The sequence below is a fragment of the Pseudomonas sp. PA-1-6B genome (genome assembly GCF_021609545.1).
Taxonomy (GTDB): domain Bacteria; phylum Pseudomonadota; class Gammaproteobacteria; order Pseudomonadales; family Pseudomonadaceae; genus Aquipseudomonas; species Aquipseudomonas fluorescens_BV.
On record NZ_WJZM01000004.1, the window covers coordinates 155,907 to 175,387 of the forward strand.

Consider the following 19,481-nt stretch of genomic DNA (forward strand, 5'->3'; position numbering starts at 1 on the left):
TGGGCTATGATGCGGTCTTTAGTTCGTCGAGAAAGATGGTTCATCATGGAAAACGCCAGTGCCGCCCCACGTCTTCCCCGCAAGCGCCGCAGCCTTGCCCAGGAATTGGTCACGGTGTTGTCCGAGCAGATCCGCGATGGCCAGCTCAAACGCGGCGACAAGCTGCCGACCGAGTCGGCGATCATGGACGCCCATGGCGTCAGCCGGACGGTGGTGCGTGAAGCCATCTCGCGCCTGCAAGCGGCGGGGCAGGTCGAGACTCGCCACGGTATCGGCACCTTCGTGCTGGACACGCCAAGCCCCAGCGGTTTTCGCATAGACCCGGCCACCGTGGTGACCTTGCGCGATGTGCTGGCGATTCTGGAGCTGCGTATCAGCCTGGAAGTGGAGTCTGCGGGCCTCGCGGCGCTGCGTCGCAGCGATGAGCAGCTGGCGGCCATGCGTGCGGCCCTCGATGCCTTGAATGAGAGTGCCGCCCACGCCGGCGATGCGGTGGCGTCAGACTTTGCCTTCCATCTGGAAATTGCACTGTCTACCGGCAACCGCTACTTCACCGACATCATGACCCACCTGGGCACCAGCATCATTCCGCGTACCCGCCTGAATTCGGCGCGCCTGGCCCATGATGATCAACAGCACTACATGAGCCGTTTGAGCCGCGAACACGAAGAGATTTATGAGGCGATAGCCCGCCAGGATTCGGATGCGGCGCGGGCTGCGATGCGCTTGCATTTGACCAATAGTCGCGAACGACTGCGTCATGCCCATGAAGAGGCAGAGGCGCAGCGGGTCTGAGGTCATTCATATCCCGTGTGGGAGCTGGCTTGCCTGCGATGGCAGTGTGTCAGTCACTTAGCTTGTCACTGAACAACTGCATTCGCAGGCAAGCCAGCTCCCACATTTGATCTCCGTTATCTGGAGTACCGCGTCTATTTAGCTGGCGGGTTGGTTTGGCTTGTAGTCTTTAAGCAGTAAATACGTACTCCACCCCCACCAATCATTGGTCCAGTGCTTGTCGTTCAAATCGTTGACGTCCTTGCGCCGCAGCACCTTGTCCCCCTCCATCTTGAACAGCGGCGAGAAGTTATTCGCCGGGTTTTGCGCGGCGTTCAGGTCGGGCACATACAGCGGTGCCTTGAACTCAGCCGGGGAGGGCGCGATACCGCTGATGAAGGTTTCGAAGATTTCATCTGCCGAGGCCTGTACCGCCCGTTTGACCTGCACGCGATTGTCGGCGTCGATGCTGTCGAAGTAGCGCTTGTCGCCGTAGGCATGCCACTGAGCGCCCATGGCATTGCGCACCTTGAGCCCGAATTTACTGTCTTCATCGTGCATAAAGCGGCTGATCAGCGAGCCGAGCTCCCCAGGCGTCACCACCGCTGCCAGTTGTTTGCGCGGTACCCGCAGGTGGCCGGCGGAAAACAGGTCGGTCAAAAAATGATCGGCAAAGCTGTTCATGGCGTAGGCCAACTCCAGGGCCTGGTCGGTGCCGGTCTGATGGGCCACTACTGCCTGTTGCAAGGCTGCCGTATGGCCGGCCAAGTAGGCGGACAAGGCCCATTCACCGAAGTGGTCGGCGTTGTCCGCTGCCAGCTTCAGGTAGCGGCCCAGCGGGACGAGGGCCGAAACAGCACTGCCACCACCGGTAATGCGGTTCCACTCCTCCGACAACGTATCTCCCAGGGCGTCATAGGCTTCATGAGGCTGCTTGCCGTCCTTGATCGCCTGGTTGACGGCGTTGATCTCCTTTTGCATCACCGCCAGGATTTTTTGCGCTTCTTCCCGTGAAGCAGGCAACACGGCAAGAGAATTGAAGGCCGCGGTGAAGCGTTGCACGCGCTCGGCCGGAGAATTGCCATCGCTGATCGGTTGGCCGGGGATGCCATAGAAGTCGCCGCCCAGGGCGATCACTTGGCCATAGGTCAGCGCAAGCCCGTTGGGCAGGTGCAGTTCGACTTGGCGCGCAGGAATGGCCGGGGCGTCCTTGACGAAGCGAAGCAGGGTGTCATCGCCGATGGCGGTGTGTTCACCGCCTTCGAAGCGCAGGGTAGGTGGTGTTTTTTCGGGTGCTGCAAGTTCAAGACCTGACATGTTAGCTCCTTGCTATGTCGTAGGAATCTTCCGTGATAACTGTATATGTATACAGTTATCTGAATCATAGGTGAGAAATTTCCTACGTCAAGAGCCGCGTCTTAAGCCTTCGCAGGATTACGCCGGATGAATTGCAGTTGACGAATCTATTTATAGTTGTACGATGACGTACGACATCATCAAAACCAACAACAACCTTTCGTTAGAAAGTCTTCGCCCAGGGTGTTCGAATAATGAATCCACAAGAACTGAAGTCCATCCTCTCCCACGGTCTGCTGTCTTTCCCGGTGACCGATTTCAACGCCCAGGGTGATTTCCACCAGGCGGGTTACATCAAGCGCCTGGAATGGCTGGCCCCTTATGGCGCCAGCGCCTTGTTCGCCGCAGGTGGCACAGGTGAGTTTTTCTCCCTGGCGGCCAGCGAATATTCCCAGGTGGTGAAAACCGCCGTGGATACCTGTGCGTCCAGCGTGCCGATCCTGGCCGGTGTAGGCGGTGCCACCCGCCAGGCCATCGAGTACGCCCAAGAGGCCGAACGCCTTGGCGCCAAAGGTTTGTTGCTGCTGCCGCACTACCTCACCGAAGCCAGCCAGGACGGGGTTGCCGCCCACGTTGAAGCCGTGTGCAAGTCGGTCAAGATCGGCGTGGTGGTGTACAACCGCAACGTCTGCCGCCTGACCGCACCGCTGTTGGAGCGTCTGGCCGAACGTTGCCCGAACCTGATCGGCTACAAGGATGGCCTGGGTGATATCGAGCTGATGGTGTCGATCCGCCGTCGCCTGGGCGACCGTTTCAGCTACCTCGGTGGCTTGCCGACCGCAGAGGTTTACGCCGCGGCCTACAAGGCCCTGGGCGTGCCGGTGTACTCCTCGGCGGTGTTCAACTTCATCCCCAAGACTGCGATGGATTTCTACCACGCCATTGCTCGCGAAGATCACGCCACCGTGGGCAAGATCATTGACGACTTCTTCCTGCCATACCTGGATATCCGTAACCGCAAGGCCGGTTACGCGGTGAGCATCGTCAAGGCCGGTGCGAAAATCGTCGGTTATGACGCAGGCCCGGTGCGCACGCCACTGACCGACCTGCTGCCGGAAGAGTACGAAGCCCTCGCCGCGCTGATCGACAAGCAAGGCGCGCAATAAATTATCCACAAGGCCGCTGAGCAATCAGCGGCCTTTTGCGTCAGGAGAAGATTCGTGTCCCAGGCAAAGCGTTTTGAGAACTACATCAATGGCGAATGGGTAACCGGCGCCGACTACTGCACCAATATCAACCCGTCGGATGTGTCTGACGCCATTGGCGAATACGCCAAAGCGGACGTGGCCCAAGTCAACGCAGCCATCGACGCTGCCCGCGCCGCGTTCCCGGCGTGGTCCACCTCCGGTATCCAGGCGCGTCACGATGCGCTGGATAAAGTCGGCAGCGAGATCCTCGCCCGTCGTGAAGAACTCGGCACCCTGCTGGCCCGCGAAGAGGGCAAGACCCTCCCCGAAGCCATTGGTGAAGTGACCCGCGCCGGCAATATCTTCAAATTCTTCGCCGGTGAGTGCCTGCGCCTGTCGGGCGATTACGTGCCTTCGGTGCGCCCGGGCGTCAACGTTGAAGTGACCCGCGAAGCCCTCGGTGTGGTGGGCTTGATCACCCCGTGGAATTTCCCGATCGCCATCCCCGCGTGGAAAATCGCCCCGGCCCTGGCCTATGGCAACTGCGTGGTGATCAAGCCTGCCGAACTGGTGCCTGGCTGCGCCTGGGCCTTGGCCGAAATCATCTCCCGTGCCGGTTTCCCTGCCGGTGTGTTCAACCTGGTGATGGGCAGTGGCCGTGTGGTCGGCGACGTGTTGGTCAACAGCCCGAAAGTCGATGGCATCAGTTTCACCGGGTCTGTGGGCGTTGGGCGTCAGATCGCCGTCAGCTGTGTATCGCGCCAGGCCAAGGTGCAGTTGGAAATGGGTGGCAAAAACCCGCAGATCATTCTCGACGATGCCGACCTCAAGCAGGCTGTCGAGCTGTCGGTACAGAGTGCGTTCTACTCCACCGGCCAGCGTTGCACCGCGTCGAGCCGCTTGATTGTCACCGCGGGGATCCACGACCAGTTTGTCGCCGCCATGGCCGAGCGCATGAAGTCGATCAAGGTGGGCCACGCTTTGAATAGCGGCACCGACATTGGCCCGGTGGTATCCCAGGCTCAGTTGGATCAGGACCTGAAATACATCGACATCGGCCAGAGCGAAGGTGCCCGGCTGGTGAGTGGGGGCGGCCTGGTGACCTGCGACACCGAAGGCTATTACCTGGCGCCCACACTGTTTGCCGACAGTGAAGCGGCCATGCGCATCAGCCGTGAAGAGATCTTCGGCCCGGTGGCCAACGTGGTGCGCGTGGCGGACTACGAGGCAGCGCTGGCCATGGCCAATGACACCGAGTTTGGCTTGTCGGCCGGTATTGCCACCACCTCGCTCAAATATGCCAACCACTTCAAGCGCCACTCCCAGGCCGGGATGGTGATGGTCAACCTGCCGACGGCGGGGGTGGATTACCACGTTCCATTTGGTGGCCGTAAGGGGTCATCCTACGGTTCGCGTGAGCAGGGTCGCTATGCGCAAGAGTTCTACACCGTGGTGAAAACCAGCTACATCGGTTCGTAACACGCAGCACCCCGTGGCACCGGCTCCAGGTGGGAGCTGGCTTGCCTGCGATAGCATCACCTCGGTCTGGCTGACACACCGAGGTGCCTGCATCGCGGGCAAGCCCGGCTCCCACATAGAGCGGTTTCCACGGCAAAAAAAATGATTACCCGCAAAAAAAATAATTAGTGGGAGTACTTCTACATGCAAGCGACCAAGCCGACCCACGTCCGCTATTTGATCCTGCTCATGCTGTTCCTGGTGACCACGATCAACTACGCCGACCGGGCCACCATCGCTATCGCCGGCTCCAGCCTGCAAAAAGACCTCGGCATCGACGCGGTCACCCTCGGTTATATCTTCTCTGCATTCGGTTGGGCCTACGTGGCCGGGCAAATTCCCGGTGGCTGGCTGCTCGACCGTTTCGGCTCGAAAAAAGTCTATGCCCTGAGCATCTTCACCTGGTCGCTGTTCACCGTGCTGCAAGGCTATGTCGGTGAGTTTGGCGTCTCCACTGCGGTGGTCGCGCTGTTCATGCTGCGCTTCATGGTGGGCTTGGCCGAGGCGCCGTCGTTTCCGGGAAATGCCCGTATTGTTGCGGCGTGGTTTCCTACGGCGGAACGCGGCACTGCGTCGGCGATCTTCAACTCGGCCCAGTACTTCGCCACGGTGTTGTTCGCGCCGTTGATGGGCTGGATCGTCTATCGCTTCGGCTGGCAGCACGTGTTTATCGTGATGGGTGTGATCGGCATTGTTTTCTCGCTGATCTGGCTGAAAGTTATCCACAGCCCGCGCCAACATCCGATGATCAACGAGGCCGAGTTCAATCACATCGCCGCCAATGGCGCGATGGTCGATATGGATCAGGACAAGGGCAAGGGTAAAAAAACCGACGGGCCGAAGTGGGATTACATCCGTCAGCTCCTGACCAACCGTATGATGCTCGGCGTCTACCTGGGCCAGTACTGCATCAATGGCATCACTTACTTCTTCCTGACCTGGTTTCCGGTGTACCTGGTGCAGGAGCGTGGCATGACCATCCTCAAAGCCGGCTTCATTGCCTCGTTACCGGCGATCTGTGGCTTTATCGGCGGGGTGCTCGGCGGGGTGATTTCCGACTACCTGCTGCGCAAGGGTCATTCGCTGACCTTCGCACGCAAGGCGCCGATCATCGGTGGCCTGCTGATTTCCAGCAGCATCGTGGCGTGCAATTACGTGGACATCGAATGGATGGTGGTGGGCTTCATGGCGTTGGCCTTCTTCGGCAAAGGCGTTGGCGCACTAGGGTGGGCGGTGGTCTCCGACACCTCGCCGAAACAGATCGCCGGGCTCAGTGGCGGCTTGTTCAACACCTTCGGTAACCTGGCGTCGATCACCACGCCGATTGTGATTGGCTACATCATCAGCACCACCGGCTCGTTCAAATGGGCGCTGGTGTTCGTCGGCGCCAACGCGCTGGTGGCGGTATTCAGCTACCTGGTGATTGTCGGCCCGATCAAGCGCGTGGTGCTCAAGGAGCCGCCTACCAAAGGCCCGGAGTTGACCAATCTTTCCCAAGCGCATTCCTGAGGTTCGTGTGATGCAGTTGATTGAACATGCTGACTCGCCGCGCTCGATCCGTTTGCACGAGCGCGACAATGTGGTGATCGTGGTGAACGATCAAGGGGTACCCGCCGGTACCGAGTTTCCCGACGGCCTGGTCACCGTGGATTTCATCCCGCAGAGCCACAAGGTGACCCTGGAAGACATCCCCGAGGGCGGCCAGATTATTCGCTACGGCCAGACCATCGGTTATGCCCTGGCGCCGATTCCTCGCGGCAGTTGGGTGCAGGAGGACCAGTTGCGCATGCCCACCGCACCGCCGCTGGACAGCTTGCCGCTGTCCACCGAGGTGCCTGAAACCCAGGCGCCCCTGGAGGGGTTTACCTTCGAGGGCTATCGCAATGCGGACGGCACCGTGGGCACGCGCAACATCCTCGGCATTACCACCACCGTGCAATGCGTTACCGGCGTGCTGGACCATGCGGTCAAGCGCATCAAGGACGAGTTGCTGCCTCAATACCCGCATGTCGATGACGTGGTGGCGCTGACCCACAGCTACGGTTGCGGCGTGGCGATTACGGCGACGGATGCCTACATCCCCATCCGCACCGTGCGCAACCTGGCGCGCAACCCCAACCTGGGCGGCGAAGCCTTGGTGATCAGCCTGGGCTGTGAAAAGCTCCAGGCCGGCCAGGTGATGCACGACAACGACAGCTCCGTGGACCTGAGCGAGCCGTGGCTGTATCGCTTGCAGGATTCCAGCCATGGCTTTACCGAAATGATCGAGCAGATCATGGCCCTGGCCGACGTGCGCTTGAAAAAACTCAACCAGCGCCGCCGCGAAACCGTGCCGGCCTCCGAGTTGATCCTGGGCATGCAGTGCGGCGGCAGCGATGCGTTCTCCGGCATCACCGCCAACCCGGCGCTGGGGTATGCCTCGGATCTGTTACTGCGCGCCGGCGCGACGGTGATGTTTTCCGAAGTGACTGAAGTGCGCGATGCGATTTACCTGCTGACCTCACGCGCGCAGAACCCGGACGTCGCCCGCGAGCTGGTCCGGGAAATGGACTGGTATGACCGTTACCTGGCCAAGGGCGAGGCAGACCGCAGCGCCAATACCACGCCGGGTAACAAGAAGGGCGGGCTGTCGAATATTGTCGAGAAGTCGTTGGGCTCCATCGTCAAATCCGGCAGCAGTGCCATCAACGGCGTACTTGGCCCTGGCGAGCGCTTCAAGGAAAAGGGCCTGATCTTCTGCGCCACACCGGCCAGTGATTTTGTCTGCGGCACCTTGCAACTGGCAGCGGGGATGAACCTGCACGTGTTCACCACCGGGCGCGGCACGCCGTATGGGCTGGCGATGGCGCCGGTGGTGAAGGTTTCGACCCGCTCCGAACTGGCCCAGCGTTGGCCGGACCTGATCGATATCGACGCCGGGCGCATTGCCACGGGGCGGGCGAGTATCGAGGAGCTGGGTTGGGAGCTGTTCCACTTCTATCTGGATGTGGCCAGCGGCAAGAAGCAGACCTGGGCAGAGCGGCATAAGCTGCATAACGACATCACGCTGTTCAACCCGGCGCCGATTACCTGAAACCAGGCGCTAACCTGTGGGAGCTGGCTTGCCTGCGATAGCGGTGCATCAATTATGAGTGCATCGGCTGACACATCGCCATCGCAGGCAAGCCAGCTCCCACATTTGAATGGCGTTGCCCACACGAACCCGCTCGTACTGGCTTATCATTAGCCAACTAACGACGCCCACCAAGGTTCTCCCCGGCATGCTGGCAATCTTCCTCACCACCCTCACCATCACCGCGCCGGTGTTTGCCATGCTGTTCCTGGGCGTGTTTCTAAAGCGCATCAACTGGATCAATGACAACTTTATCCACACCGCATCGTCCCTGGTGTTCAACGTGGCCATGCCGGCGCTGCTGTTCCTTGGTATTCTGCATGCCGACCTGCACTCGGCGCTCAAGCCGGGCCTGCTCATCTACTTCTGCGTCGCCACCCTGGTGAGCTTTGCCGTGGCCTGGGGTTGGGCGATCTTTCGCTGCAAGCGCGAAGACCGAGGCATCTACGCCCAAGGCGCGTTTCGTGGCAATAACGGGGTCATCGGCCTGGCACTGGCGGCCAGTATGTACGGCGATTACGGCATATCCCTGGGCGCGATCCTCGCCGCGCTGGTGATCCTCTTTTACAACACGCTGTCGACCATTGTGCTGGCGGTCTATAGCCCGGTGATCAAGTCCGACCCGTGGAGCATCTTCAAAAGCGTATTGGCCAACCCGCTGATTATCAGCGTGATCGTCGCTACACCGTTCGCGTACTTCCAGATCGGCGTGCCCGGTTGGCTTGAGAAATCCTTGCAATACCTGTCCGATACTACGCTGCCGCTGGCGTTGATTTGCATCGGTGGCACCTTGTCCATGGCCGCGCTACGCAAGAGCGGCAACATGGCGTTGAGCGCGAGCCTGATGAAGATGATCTGGCTACCGGTGATCGCCACCCTGGGCGCGTGGTTGCTGGGGTTCCGAGGGCCGGAGCTGGGGATTCTGTTCCTGTATTTCGGCGCGCCGACCGCCGCCGCAAGCTTTGTGATGGCCCGGGCGGCGCAGGGTAATCATGAGCTGGCGGCCGCGATTATCGTGATCACCACGCTGATGGCGGCGGTGACCACGAATATCGGGATTTTTGTGTTGCAGGCGGGTGGTTGGATCTGAAATAGGCGGGCAGCTTGAGGCCCCATCGCAGCGATGCGGCGACCCGACAAGCCAGCTCCCACATGTGGACGTGTGAATACCCTCAAGTGTGGGGGCCGGCTTGCCTGCGATAGCTACAGGACAGTCACTGCTGATCGGCCTGATACGCCTCAATCACTTCCTGCGCCGCCCGAAACGCATCAATCGCCGCCGGCACCCCTGCATACACCGCGCAATGCAGCAGCGCTTCGCGAATCTCCTCCACCGTACAGCCATTATTCAGCGCACCGCGCACATGGCCCTTGAGTTCCTGCGGGCACTTGAGGGCGGTGAGGGCGGCGAGGGTGATCAGGCTGCGGGTCTTGAGCGGTAACCCTTCGCGGTTCCAGACGCTGCCCCACGCGTGCTCATTGACGAAGTCCTGCAGCGGCTGGGTGAACGCCGTGGCATTCCCCAGGGCGCGGTCGACGAACGCATCGCCCATGACCTGGCGACGTACTTCAACCCCGGCTTTTTTCTGATCGGTCATTGCGATTCCCTCTTGTGTTGGCGGTGCCAGGCGCGCAGTGAGGTGAACAACAGCAGAGCCCCTAACGCTGGCAGGACGTAATACAGCATCAATTGTTCAAGCTTGTTGGCCAGCGGCATGCCAGTGGTGAAGGCCATGACATGCAGACCGTACGCCAGGTACAGCCCCAGCAGCACCAGCCCTTCGATGCGTGTTACCCGATAGCCGGTATAGAACACCGGCAGGCACAGGATGATGGCGCCGAGCATCACCGGTAAATCGAAGTCCAGGGCGTTGGGCGAGACCGACAGCGGCGTCGGCGCCACCAGTGCGGTAAAACCCAGCACGCCGAGCAGGTTGAACAGGTTGCTGCCGATCACGTTGCCCACGGCGATCTCCCGTTCGCCACGCAACGCGGCGATCAGCGACGTGGCAAGGCACGGCAGCGAGGTGCCGACGCCGATCAACGTGAGGCCGATGACGCGCTCCGACAATCCGAGATCGCCCGCTACATCCACCGCTGCGCCGAGCAACAAATGCCCGGCCAGCACCAGCACCAGCAAACCGCCGAGCATCAGCAGCACACTGCTCAGCCATGGCGCCTTCGCCACGGTGTCCAGAGTGCGCGGGCGGCGGGAATGACGCGTCTGGTAATGCAATACGCCAAGGTAGGCCACCAGCGCCACCAGCAGCACGGCGCCATCGAGGGGCGTCAGCATTTCGTTAGCCGCCAGGATAAATACCAGCAGGCCGGCGACGATCATCACCGGGATATCCACGCGCACCAGTTGCCGCGAGACCCGCAACGGAATGATCAGTGCGGACAAGCCCAGGGTCACGAGGATATTGAAGATGCTGCTGCCGATGACACTGCCCACGGCGATATCCGTGTTGCCGGCCAGCGTGGCCTGAAGGCTGACGGTCATCTGCGGCGCACTGCTGCCGAAGGCGACGATGCTCAAGCCGATGATCAATGGCCGCACCTTGAGGCTCGCCGCCAGGCGTACCGCGGCGCGTACCAGGATTTCAGCGCCGATGATCAGCAAGATCAGGCCACCCACCAGTTCGAGCAGGCTCCAGGGTGAGAGGGCGTTCAATCCGAAAATGCTCAAGGCTGCCTCGATCAGTTGTTCAGGGCTTGCACGCGTACCCGTGCGGTACCGCTGCGCAGCATGCGCAACTGCTCGGCAGCCTTGCGTGAAAGGTCGATCAGGCGGCCACGGGTATGCGGGCCGCGATCATTGATACGCACCACGACAGAACGGTTGTTGTCGAGGTTGGTCACCTTGACCTGCGTGCCGAAGGGCAGGCGCCGATGGGCGGCGGTCAAGGCGTTCTGGTTGAAAGGTTCACCGCTGGCGGTTTTCTTGCCATGGTGCTTGGCGCCGTAATAGGACGCGGTGCCGGTTTCGTCGTAGCCGTTGGGGTCGATGAGGCCGCTGGCGCAACCGGCCAGCAGGGAGGACAGGGCCAGGAGGCCGAGTAGACGCTTCATTGTCAGGAAGTCCCAGATGTAAATGTGGGAGCTGGCTTGCCTGCGATAGCATCGGCTCGGTGTAACTGAAACACCGAGGTGTCTGAATCGCAGGCAAGCCAGCTCCCACAAAAGGTCGGGGTGTAGGTGAAACTCCACTCCGACCATTTCACCGCAATCAGCCTTCGAGCTTGCTTTTGAGCAGTTCGTTCACCTGTTGCGGGTTGGCTTTGCCCTTGGAGGCTTTCATGGCCTGGCCGACAAAGAAGCCGAACATCTTGCCGCGCTTGGCTTCGTCTGCCGCACGGTATTGCTCGACCTGCTCGGCATTGGCCGCGAGCATTTCATCGAGGACAGCCGAGATCGCGCCGCTGTCGGTGACTTGCTTGAGGCCACGCTTCTCGATGATCTCGTCGGCATTGCCTTCACCGGCGGCCATCGCTTCGAACACGGTCTTGGCAATTTTGCCGGAGATGGTGTTGTCTTTGATGCGCAGCAGCATGCCACCCAGTTGTTCGGCGGTGACCGGCGCTTCGTCGATTTCCAGGCCCTGTTTGTTCAACAGGCTGCCCAGTTCGACCATCACCCAGTTGGCCGCCAGCTTGGCGTCGCCGGCAATGCTCACGACTTTTTCGAAGTAGTTGGCTTGTTCACGGCTGGAGGCCAGGACGCTGGCATCGTAGACCGACAGGCCGAACTGCTCCTGGAAGCGCTCGCGTTTTTGCTGCGGCAGTTCCGGCAGGGTGGCGCGGATATCATTGAGGAAGGAATCCTCCAGCACCACCGGCAACAGGTCCGGGTCGGGGAAGTAACGGTAGTCGTTGGCTTCCTCTTTACTGCGCATGGCGCGGGTTTCGTCTTTGTTCGGGTCGTACAGGCGCGTTTGCTGGATCACCTTGCCGCCGTCTTCGATCAGCTCGATCTGGCGACGTACTTCGCTGTTGATCGCTTTCTCGATGAAGCGGAACGAGTTGACGTTCTTGATCTCGCAGCGGGTGCCGAACTCGACCTGGCCCTTGGGGCGGATCGACACGTTGCAGTCGCAACGCAGCGAGCCTTCGGCCATGTTGCCGTCGCAGATGCCCAGGTAGCGCACCAGCGCGTGGATGGTCTTGACGTAGGCCACGGCTTCCTTGGCGCTGCGCATGTCCGGCTCGGACACGATCTCCAGCAGCGGCGTGCCGGCACGGTTCAGGTCGATACCGGTAGCGCCCGGGAATTCTTCGTGCAGGCTTTTGCCGGCGTCTTCCTCCAGGTGTGCACGGGTGACGCCGACGCGCTTGATGGTGCCGTCTTCCAGGGGAATGTCCAGGTGGCCCTTGCCGACAATCGGCAGTTCCATCTGGCTGATCTGGTAGCCCTTGGGCAGGTCCGGGTAGAAGTAGTTCTTGCGCGCAAACACGTTGTGCTGGCCGATTTCGGCGTCAATCGCCAGGCCGAACATCACCGCCATGCGCACCGCTTCCTGGTTCAGCACCGGTAGAACGCCGGGCATGCCCAGGTCTACCAGGCTGGCCTGGGTATTGGGTTCTGCGCCGAACGTGGTGGCGCTACCGGAGAAAATCTTCGATTGGGTGGCGAGCTGGGTATGAATCTCCAGCCCGATAACAACTTCCCATTGCATAGTGTTCTCCTCAGAAGCCGGTAGGGGTGCGGGTGTGCCAGTCGGTGTTCAACTGGTACTGGTGCGCCACATTGAGCAGGCGGCCTTCCTGGAAATATGGGGCGAGCAATTGCACGCCCACCGGCAGGCCATCGACGAAACCTGCGGGCATGGACAAGCCCGGCAAGCCCGCGAGGTTGGCGGTGATGGTGTAGAGGTCTTCCAGGTATTCGGCGATCGGGTCGCCGGTCTTGGCGCCGATCTTCCACGCCAGGTTTGGCGCGGTCGGGCCGAGGATCACATCGACTTCTTCAAAGGCGGCCATGAAGTCGTTCTTGATCAGGCGACGGATTTTTTGCGCCTTGAGGTAGTACGCGTCGTAGTAGCCGGCCGACAGGGCGTAGGCCCCGACCATGATCCGACGCTGCACTTCACTGCCGAAGCCTTCACCGCGGGAGCGTTTGTACAGGTCGGTGAGGTCTTTCGGGTTCTCGCAGCGGTAGCCGAAGCGCACGCCGTCGAAACGCGACAGGTTGGAAGAGGCCTCCGCTGGCGCGATCACGTAGTAGGCGGGAATCGCGTGCTGGTTGTTCGGCAGGCTGATTTCCTTGATCACGGCGCCAAGCTTTTCCAGCTCTTTGATGCTGTTTTGCACCCGTTCGGCGATACGCGGGTCGAGGCCGGCGCTGAAGTATTCCTTCGGCACGCCGATGCGCAGGCCCTTGATCGAGGTGTTCAGGCTGGCGCTGTAGTCCGGCACTGGCTCGTCGATGCTGGTGGAGTCCTGTTTATCGAAACCTGCCATGCCTTGTAACAATATTGCGCAGTCTTCAGCCGTGCGTGCCAGAGGGCCGCCCTGATCAAGACTTGAGGCGTAGGCGATCATGCCCCAACGGGAAACGCGACCGTAGGTCGGCTTCAGGCCGGTGAGGTTGGTGAAGGCGGCTGGTTGGCGGATCGAACCGCCGGTATCGGTGGCGGTAGCGGCCGGCAGGAAGCGTGCGGCCACGGCCGCAGCCGAACCACCGGACGAACCACCCGGGACGTGTTCCAGGTTCCACGGGTTTTTCACCGCGCCGTAGTAGCTGGACTCGTTGGCCGAACCCATGGCGAATTCGTCCATGTTGGTCTTGCCAAGGGTCACGGCGCCGGCGGCGGCCAGCTTGGCGACCACAGTGGCGTCGTAGGGTGCCTTGAAGTTGTCGAGCATCTTCGAGCCGCAGCTGGTGCGAATGCCCTGGGTGCAGAACAGGTCCTTGTGGGCGATCGGTGCGCCGAGCAGCGCACCGTTCTCACCGTTGGCGCGACGGGCGTCGGCGGCCTTGGCCTGGCTCAGGGCCAGCTCCTCGGTGAGGCTGATGAAGCTGTTGACCTTCGGATCGAGCGCGGCGATACGCGCCAGCAAGGCCTGGGTCAGCTCTTCGGAAGAAAACGATTTGTCGGCGAGACCGCGGGCGATCTCGGCCAGAGTCATGTGATGCATGAAAGGCTCTTTCCCTTTAGTCGATGACTTTCGGAACCAGGTACAGGCCGTTTTCGACCGCTGGCGCGATGGACTGGTAGGCCTCGCGATTATTGCGTTCGGTCACGACGTCTGCGCGCAGGCGCTGGCTGGCTTCCAGTGGGTGAGCCAGGGGCTCGATGCCGTCGGTATTCACGGCCTGCATTTGGTCGACCAGCCCGAGAATGCTGTTCAGGGCTGCGGTGGTCTGTGGAAGATCGGCATCATTAAGGCCAAGCGAGGCCAAATGTGCGATTTTTTCCACGTCGGAGCGTTCAAGCGCCATGGGATTCTCCAGTGGAAAACAGAACGGAGGGCGTCCGTGTGTTAGATTGTCGGAACACTACCGCATTTCTACGGTCATAAGGCCGCGATTGTGGGGGTTGGTGCACAGAAAGTCGGCCAATTTAGCACATTGGCGCCTTGCCCAAAATCCCTGTCGTTGTTAGAGTTTGCCGCACTTTTTTACCCACGCGTTGCCTAGGGTCCTTTCCCCATGTTCAAGAAACTGCGTGGCATGTTTTCCAGCGATCTCTCCATTGACCTGGGCACTGCCAACACCCTTATTTACGTGCGCGAGCGCGGTATCGTTCTGAATGAGCCATCGGTTGTGGCCATTCGGACCCATGGTAATCAGAAAAGTGTCGTTGCCGTTGGCACCGAGGCCAAGCGCATGCTCGGCCGTACACCAGGCAATATTGCTGCCATTCGTCCGATGAAGGATGGCGTGATCGCCGATTTCAGCGTCTGCGAAAAGATGCTGCAGTACTTCATCAACAAAGTTCACGAAAACAGTTTCCTGCAGCCCAGCCCTCGCGTGCTGATCTGCGTTCCGTGCAAGTCCACCCAGGTGGAGCGTCGCGCCATCCGTGAATCGGCCCTTGGCGCCGGTGCCCGTGAAGTATTCCTGATCGAAGAGCCAATGGCGGCTGCGATCGGTGCCGGCCTGCCGGTGGAAGAAGCGCGCGGTTCGATGGTGGTGGATATCGGTGGTGGTACTACCGAAATCGCCCTGATTTCCCTGAACGGTGTGGTGTATGCCGAATCCGTGCGCGTGGGCGGCGACCGCTTCGACGAAGCGATCATCACTTATGTGCGTCGTAACTACGGCAGCCTGATCGGCGAATCCACCGCCGAGCGCATCAAGCAGGAAATCGGCACCGCTTACCCAGGCGGTGAAGTGCGCGAAGTCGATGTGCGCGGTCGCAACCTGGCCGAAGGCGTTCCACGTGCCTTCACCCTGAACTCCAATGAAGTGCTGGAGGCTCTGCAAGAGTCCCTGGCCACCATCGTTCAGGCGGTGAAAAGTGCCCTGGAGCAATCGCCGCCGGAGCTGGCTTCCGATATTGCCGAGCGTGGCCTGGTACTGACCGGTGGTGGCGCCTTGCTGCGCGATCTCGACAAGTTGTTGGCCCAGGAAACCGGTCTGCCAGTGATCGTCGCCGAAGACCCGCTGACCTGCGTTGCCCGTGGCGGTGGTCGTGCGCTGGAAATGATGGATAAACACACCATGGACCTGCTCTCCAGCGAATAAGATTGCCTGGATGGTTCATGCTTCGTCGGCAGGCAGCACTTTGCAGTGCTGCCTGTTGGCGTTTATCTTCTTCAATCTGCATCCAGGCCGGTTTGATGCCGTATGAATAAAGAGAACATTTGCCTGGGAGGAGCGGCTTATTAAACCGCTTTTCGCCAAAGGCCCCTCATTGGGTGTGCGCTTATTGGTGCTGACCGTGCTTTCGGTCGCGCTGATGGTGGTCGATGCCCGCTTTGCACTGCTCAAGCCGGTGCGCAGCCAGATGTCGCTGGTGTTGATGCAGACCTACTGGATCACCGACCTGCCGCAACGTCTCTTCCAGGGCGTGTCCAGCCAATTTGGCAGCCGCACCGAACTGGTCGCCGAGAACGAAAAACTCAAGACTGAAAACCTGCTGTTGCAGGGGCGCATGCAAAAGCTGGCGGCCCTCACCGAGCAGAACGTTCGGCTGCGCGAGTTGCTCAATTCTTCCGCGCTGGTCAACGAAAAGGTCGAAGTGGCCGAGCTGATCGGCATGGACCCCAACCCCTTTACCCACCGCATCATCATCAACAAGGGTGAGCGCGACGGTGTGGTGCTTGGCCAGCCGGTGCTCGATGCCCGTGGCCTGATGGGCCAGGTGGTGGAGTTGATGCCCTACACCTCGCGGGTGCTGTTGCTGACGGATACGACCCACAGTATTCCGGTACAGGTCAACCGTAACGGCTTGCGCGCAATTGCCAGCGGCACCGGTAACCCGGAACGCCTGGAGCTGCGCCATGTGGCGGACACCGCTGACATCAAGGAAGGCGACCTGTTGGTCAGCTCTGGCCTGGGCCAGCGCTTCCCGGCGGGTTATCCGGTGGCGACGGTCAAAGAGGTGATCCACGATTCCGGCCAGCCGTTCGCTATCGTTCGGGCGGTACCGACTGCCGCGCTGAACCGCAGCCGGTACCTGCTGCTGGTGTTCAGCGACAACCGCACCCCGGAAGAGCGCGCTAACGACGCTGCCCAAGCCCAGGAAGCGGAGGACCAGCAGAATGGCACCGCGCCTATCGTGCCGGCCACGGTGCCAAAACCTGCTTTTGTTGGTCCGCCTGCACCTGCGCCAGCCACGTCACCTGCACCGGCAACGGCAGCACCTGTGGCGACACCGGCCAAACCTGCAGCGCAGCGCCCGGCTAAACCAACCGCCGCTCCGGCCACCACACCGCAGAGGGGGGACTAATGGCGGGTACTCATTCACGCAATGGCTGGATCGTCTGGCTGACCTTCGCCATCGGCTTGCTGCTCAGTGTTTCGCCGCTGCCGCAGTTCATGGAAATCCTGCGCCCGCTCTGGCTGGCCTTGTTGCTGGCGTTCTGGTCATTGAACCTGCCGCACAAGGTGGGCATGGTCACGGCCATGTGCCTGGGCTTGGCCGAAGATGTGCTGTATGGCACCTTGCTGGGCCAGAACGCGTTGATCCTGACCCTGATTACCTTCCTGGTGCTGTCGTTGCAACAGCGCTTGCGCATGTTCCCGATGTGGCAGCAGTGTTTGGTGATCCTGGTGATCTTCGGCCTGGCGCAGTTAGTGCAACTGTGGCTCAGCGCGTTGACCGGCAACCGCCAGCCGACCCTGGCGCTGGTCTTGCCGGCGCTGGTCAGCGCCTTGTTATGGCCCTGGATCAGTTTTGGCCTGCGTGGGCTGCGTCGTCGCTATAAAATCAATTGAATGGATTGCGAGGCTCTGCCTGGTTATCGAACCCCACAGGGAGAGTCTGCAATGAATTCGCTTTATCTGGCCTCTGGCTCCCCGCGGCGACGTGAACTGCTGGCCCAGATCGGTGTGCCCTTCACCCTGGTCAGCGCCGCTATTGATGAAACTCCCCTGAACGACGAACCTGCCGTTGCCTATGTCGAGCGCCTTGCGCGCGGCAAGGCGACGGCAGGTTTTGTCGCGCTTGGTCATACCTCGGGCACCTGCGTATTGGGAGCCGACACGGCGGTGATTGTCGACGGGCGGATCCTGGGCAAGCCGGTGGACCAGGCTGATGCACTGGCCATGCTGATGGCTCTTTCCGGCCGCGAGCATGAAGTACTCACCGCCATCGCCCTGACCGACGGCCAGCAATGTGAAACCCGATGTGTCAGCAGCCGTGTACGTTTCCGCGAGGTTTCTGTGCGGGAGGCTACCACCTACTGGCACAGTGGCGAACCGCAGGACAAGGCCGGCGGCTATGCTATCCAAGGGCTGGGTTCGGTGTTTGTGGCCGGGCTTAATGGCAGCTATTCCGCCGTGGTTGGCCTGCCAGTCTGCGAAACCGCGCAACTGCTCGCCCAATTCGGCATACCCTGTTGGCAAAACCTTACCGTGTGCTGAACGCCGTATTCCAGCGCCAAGCCTTAAGCGACCGGTCACTATTGTGAAAACGCCTGAACGAGACCCAGCCATGAGTGAAGAGATTCTGATCAATATCACGCCGATGGAATCGCGCGTGGCGGTGGTAGAGAACGGTGTTCTGCAAGAAGTGCATGTCGAACGCACCCAGAAGCGCGGGATCGTCGGCAATATCTACAAAGGCAAGGTGGTGCGCGTATTGCCGGGCATGCAGGCGGCCTTCGTCGACATCGGCCTGGACCGTGCAGCGTTTATCCATGCCTCGGAAATTTCCCTGCGCGAGGGCCCTGCGGTGGAAAGCATCAGCGCTCTGGTGCACGAGGGCCAGAGCCTGGTGGTGCAAGTCACCAAGGACCCCATTGGTTCCAAGGGCGCCCGCTTGACCACCCAGTTGTCGATTCCGTCGCGCTACCTGGTGTACATGCCGCGCACTGCCCATGTGGGCATTTCCCTGAAGATTGAAGATGAAGCCGAGCGCGAGCGCCTGAAGAAGGTGGTCAGCGACTGCGTCGCCGCCGAGGGCATCAAGGAAGCGGGCGGGTTTATCCTGCGCACCGCCGCAGAAGGCGCTGGCGCTGACGAGATCCTCATGGATATTCGCTACCTGCGGCGCCTGTGGGATCAGATCGACGCGCAGATCAAGACCATCGGCGCGCCCAGCGTCATTTATGAAGACCTTGGCCTGGCGCTGCGCACGCTGCGCGATCTGGTCAGCCCGAAGATCGAGAAAATTCGCATCGACTCGCGGGAAACCTTTCAGCGCACCACGCAATTTGTCGCTGAGTTGATGCCAGAAATCGCCGATCGCCTGGAACACTACCCCGGCGAGCGGCCGATATTCGACCTGTATGGCGTCGAAGACGAAATCCAGAAAGCCCTGGAGCGCAAGGTGCCACTCAAGTCCGGCGGCTACCTGGTGGTGGACCCGGCAGAAGCCATGACCACCATCGACGTCAACACCGGTGCCTTCGTGGGGCATCGCAACCTTGAAGAGACCATCTTCAAAACCAATCTCGAGGCGGCTACCGCTATCGCCCGCCAACTGCGCCTGCGCAACCTGGGCGGCATCATTATCATCGACTTCATCGACATGGAAGATGAAGAGCACCAGCGCCAGGTGCTGCGTACGCTTGAAAAACAACTGGAGCGCGATCACGCCAAGACCAACATCATCGGCATCACCGAGTTGGGCCTGGTGCAGATGACCCGCAAGCGCACCCGTGAAAGCCTGGAACAGGTACTGTGCGAGCCGTGCAGCAGTTGCCAGGGGCGCGGCAAACTGAAGACCCCGGAAACGGTTTGCTACGAGATTTTCCGCGAGATCCTGCGCGAGGCACGCGCCTATCAGGCCGAAGGTTATAGAGTGCTTGCCAATCAGAAGGTGGTGGATCGCCTGCTGGACGAAGAGTCCGGTAACGTCGCCGAGCTGGAAAGTTTTATCGGTCGCACCATTCGCTTCCAGGTCGAAACCATGTATTCCCAGGAACAATACGACGTGGTGTTGCTCTGATCCCCAACTGTGCACTTTCTTCGAGACCCGCAGA

General features: G+C 60.7%; 18 protein-coding genes. 11 read left to right on the forward strand and 7 right to left on the reverse strand.

Annotated elements, in window-relative coordinates; all coding sequences use genetic code 11:
* Positions 1 to 45: 45 nt before the first annotated feature.
* Positions 46 to 795 (forward strand): FadR/GntR family transcriptional regulator, encoded by a 750-nt coding sequence (locus GIV35_RS04200; protein WP_034126291.1) that lies wholly within the window; start codon positions 46 to 48, stop codon positions 793 to 795.
* 138 nt (positions 796 to 933) lie between these two features.
* Here GIV35_RS04200 and GIV35_RS04205 read toward each other — a convergent pair whose 3' ends face one another.
* Positions 934 to 2,091 carry a phospholipase gene (locus GIV35_RS04205; RefSeq protein WP_105225772.1) on the reverse strand — a complete coding sequence of 386 codons (1,158 nt, stop codon included), beginning with the start codon at positions 2,089 to 2,091 and terminating at the stop codon, positions 934 to 936.
* 233 nt (positions 2,092 to 2,324) lie between these two features.
* Here GIV35_RS04205 and kdgD point away from each other — a divergent pair, with 233 nt between their 5' ends.
* From kdgD to GIV35_RS04230, 5 genes are all read left to right on the forward strand, one after another.
* Positions 2,325 to 3,236, forward strand: a complete 912-nt coding sequence (kdgD, locus tag GIV35_RS04210) for a 5-dehydro-4-deoxyglucarate dehydratase (RefSeq protein WP_003188537.1) — start codon at positions 2,325 to 2,327, stop codon at positions 3,234 to 3,236.
* A 54-nt stretch (positions 3,237 to 3,290) separates the two neighbouring features.
* Positions 3,291 to 4,736 carry an aldehyde dehydrogenase family protein gene (locus GIV35_RS04215; RefSeq protein WP_047712588.1) on the forward strand — a complete coding sequence of 482 codons (1,446 nt, stop codon included), beginning with the start codon at positions 3,291 to 3,293 and terminating at the stop codon, positions 4,734 to 4,736.
* Between the two features lie 183 nt (positions 4,737 to 4,919).
* Complete coding sequence (locus tag GIV35_RS04220; protein ID WP_014716915.1) at positions 4,920 to 6,284, forward strand: MFS transporter; 1,365 nt, start codon at positions 4,920 to 4,922, stop codon at positions 6,282 to 6,284.
* Positions 6,285 to 6,294: 10 nt separating this feature from the next.
* Positions 6,295 to 7,848: a galactarate dehydratase gene (gene garD / locus GIV35_RS04225; protein WP_236265819.1), complete on the forward strand. Its 1,554-nt coding sequence runs from the start codon at positions 6,295 to 6,297 to the stop codon at positions 7,846 to 7,848.
* Between the two features lie 187 nt (positions 7,849 to 8,035).
* Positions 8,036 to 8,977, forward strand: coding sequence for an AEC family transporter (locus tag GIV35_RS04230; RefSeq protein ID WP_034126295.1), 942 nt, complete (start codon positions 8,036 to 8,038; stop codon positions 8,975 to 8,977).
* A 124-nt stretch (positions 8,978 to 9,101) separates the two neighbouring features.
* Here GIV35_RS04230 and GIV35_RS04235 read toward each other — a convergent pair whose 3' ends face one another.
* From GIV35_RS04235 to gatC, 6 genes are all read right to left on the reverse strand, one after another.
* A complete protein-coding gene (locus GIV35_RS04235; RefSeq protein WP_213154050.1) occupies positions 9,102 to 9,485 on the reverse strand; it encodes a carboxymuconolactone decarboxylase family protein in 384 nt (127 codons plus the stop codon).
* A complete protein-coding gene (locus tag GIV35_RS04240) occupies positions 9,482 to 10,561 on the reverse strand; it encodes a calcium/sodium antiporter (RefSeq protein WP_105225776.1) in 1,080 nt (359 codons plus the stop codon). The genes GIV35_RS04235 and GIV35_RS04240 overlap by 4 nt, the downstream gene beginning before the upstream one ends.
* 26 nt (positions 10,562 to 10,587) lie before the next feature.
* Positions 10,588 to 10,959, reverse strand: a complete 372-nt coding sequence (locus tag GIV35_RS04245; RefSeq protein ID WP_054897024.1) for a septal ring lytic transglycosylase RlpA family protein — start codon at positions 10,957 to 10,959, stop codon at positions 10,588 to 10,590.
* A gap of 157 nt (positions 10,960 to 11,116) precedes the next feature.
* On the reverse strand, positions 11,117 to 12,562 hold the full coding sequence (gene gatB / locus GIV35_RS04250; protein WP_105225777.1) for an Asp-tRNA(Asn)/Glu-tRNA(Gln) amidotransferase subunit GatB: 1,446 nt from the start codon (positions 12,560 to 12,562) through the stop codon (positions 11,117 to 11,119).
* Between the two features lie 10 nt (positions 12,563 to 12,572).
* A complete protein-coding gene (gene gatA, locus GIV35_RS04255; RefSeq protein ID WP_105225778.1) occupies positions 12,573 to 14,024 on the reverse strand; it encodes an Asp-tRNA(Asn)/Glu-tRNA(Gln) amidotransferase subunit GatA in 1,452 nt (483 codons plus the stop codon).
* 16 nt (positions 14,025 to 14,040) lie between these two features.
* Positions 14,041 to 14,328 carry an Asp-tRNA(Asn)/Glu-tRNA(Gln) amidotransferase subunit GatC gene (gene gatC, locus GIV35_RS04260; RefSeq protein WP_003188556.1) on the reverse strand — a complete coding sequence of 96 codons (288 nt, stop codon included), beginning with the start codon at positions 14,326 to 14,328 and terminating at the stop codon, positions 14,041 to 14,043.
* A 210-nt stretch (positions 14,329 to 14,538) separates the two neighbouring features.
* Between gatC and mreB the strand changes: the two genes are divergently transcribed.
* The 5 genes from mreB (at position 14,539) to rng (ending at position 19,447) form a co-directional block, all read left to right on the forward strand.
* The gene (mreB, locus tag GIV35_RS04265; protein ID WP_002555108.1) at positions 14,539 to 15,576 is read left to right on the forward strand and encodes a rod shape-determining protein MreB; all 1,038 of its coding nucleotides are present in this window, start codon (positions 14,539 to 14,541) and stop codon (positions 15,574 to 15,576) included.
* A gap of 139 nt (positions 15,577 to 15,715) precedes the next feature.
* On the forward strand, positions 15,716 to 16,783 hold the full coding sequence (gene mreC, locus GIV35_RS04270; RefSeq protein ID WP_105225779.1) for a rod shape-determining protein MreC: 1,068 nt from the start codon (positions 15,716 to 15,718) through the stop codon (positions 16,781 to 16,783).
* Positions 16,783 to 17,271 (forward strand): rod shape-determining protein MreD, encoded by a 489-nt coding sequence (gene mreD, locus GIV35_RS04275; RefSeq protein WP_003188558.1) that lies wholly within the window; start codon positions 16,783 to 16,785, stop codon positions 17,269 to 17,271. The genes mreC and mreD overlap by 1 nt, the downstream gene beginning before the upstream one ends.
* A gap of 51 nt (positions 17,272 to 17,322) precedes the next feature.
* Entirely contained in the window at positions 17,323 to 17,919 is a 597-nt protein-coding gene (locus tag GIV35_RS04280; RefSeq protein WP_054897022.1) for a Maf family protein, read from the forward strand.
* A 70-nt stretch (positions 17,920 to 17,989) separates the two neighbouring features.
* Positions 17,990 to 19,447 carry a ribonuclease G gene (rng, locus tag GIV35_RS04285; RefSeq protein ID WP_003188562.1) on the forward strand — a complete coding sequence of 486 codons (1,458 nt, stop codon included), beginning with the start codon at positions 17,990 to 17,992 and terminating at the stop codon, positions 19,445 to 19,447.
* Positions 19,448 to 19,481 lie beyond the last annotated feature (34 nt).

Bases quoted from the DNA above. Each gene is read 5' to 3' on its own strand.
- GIV35_RS04200 (WP_034126291.1), top strand. From the start codon at position 46: ATGGAAAACGCCAGTGCCGCCCCACGTCTTCCCCGCAAGCGCCGCAGC.
- GIV35_RS04245 (WP_054897024.1), bottom strand. From the start codon at position 10,959: ATGAAGCGTCTACTCGGCCTCCTGGCCCTGTCCTCCCTGCTGGCCGGT.
- GIV35_RS04235 (WP_213154050.1), bottom strand. From the start codon at position 9,485: ATGACCGATCAGAAAAAAGCCGGGGTTGAAGTACGTCGCCAGGTCATG.
- gatA (WP_105225778.1), bottom strand. From the start codon at position 14,024: ATGCATCACATGACTCTGGCCGAGATCGCCCGCGGTCTCGCCGACAAA.
- GIV35_RS04220 (WP_014716915.1), top strand. From the start codon at position 4,920: ATGCAAGCGACCAAGCCGACCCACGTCCGCTATTTGATCCTGCTCATG.
- rng (WP_003188562.1), top strand. From the start codon at position 17,990: ATGAGTGAAGAGATTCTGATCAATATCACGCCGATGGAATCGCGCGTG.
- mreB (WP_002555108.1), top strand. From the start codon at position 14,539: ATGTTCAAGAAACTGCGTGGCATGTTTTCCAGCGATCTCTCCATTGAC.
- GIV35_RS04205 (WP_105225772.1), bottom strand. From the start codon at position 2,091: ATGTCAGGTCTTGAACTTGCAGCACCCGAAAAAACACCACCTACCCTG.
- kdgD (WP_003188537.1), top strand. From the start codon at position 2,325: ATGAATCCACAAGAACTGAAGTCCATCCTCTCCCACGGTCTGCTGTCT.
- GIV35_RS04230 (WP_034126295.1), top strand. From the start codon at position 8,036: ATGCTGGCAATCTTCCTCACCACCCTCACCATCACCGCGCCGGTGTTT.
- mreD (WP_003188558.1), top strand. From the start codon at position 16,783: ATGGCGGGTACTCATTCACGCAATGGCTGGATCGTCTGGCTGACCTTC.
- gatC (WP_003188556.1), bottom strand. From the start codon at position 14,328: ATGGCGCTTGAACGCTCCGACGTGGAAAAAATCGCACATTTGGCCTCG.
- GIV35_RS04280 (WP_054897022.1), top strand. From the start codon at position 17,323: ATGAATTCGCTTTATCTGGCCTCTGGCTCCCCGCGGCGACGTGAACTG.
- gatB (WP_105225777.1), bottom strand. From the start codon at position 12,562: ATGCAATGGGAAGTTGTTATCGGGCTGGAGATTCATACCCAGCTCGCC.
- garD (WP_236265819.1), top strand. From the start codon at position 6,295: ATGCAGTTGATTGAACATGCTGACTCGCCGCGCTCGATCCGTTTGCAC.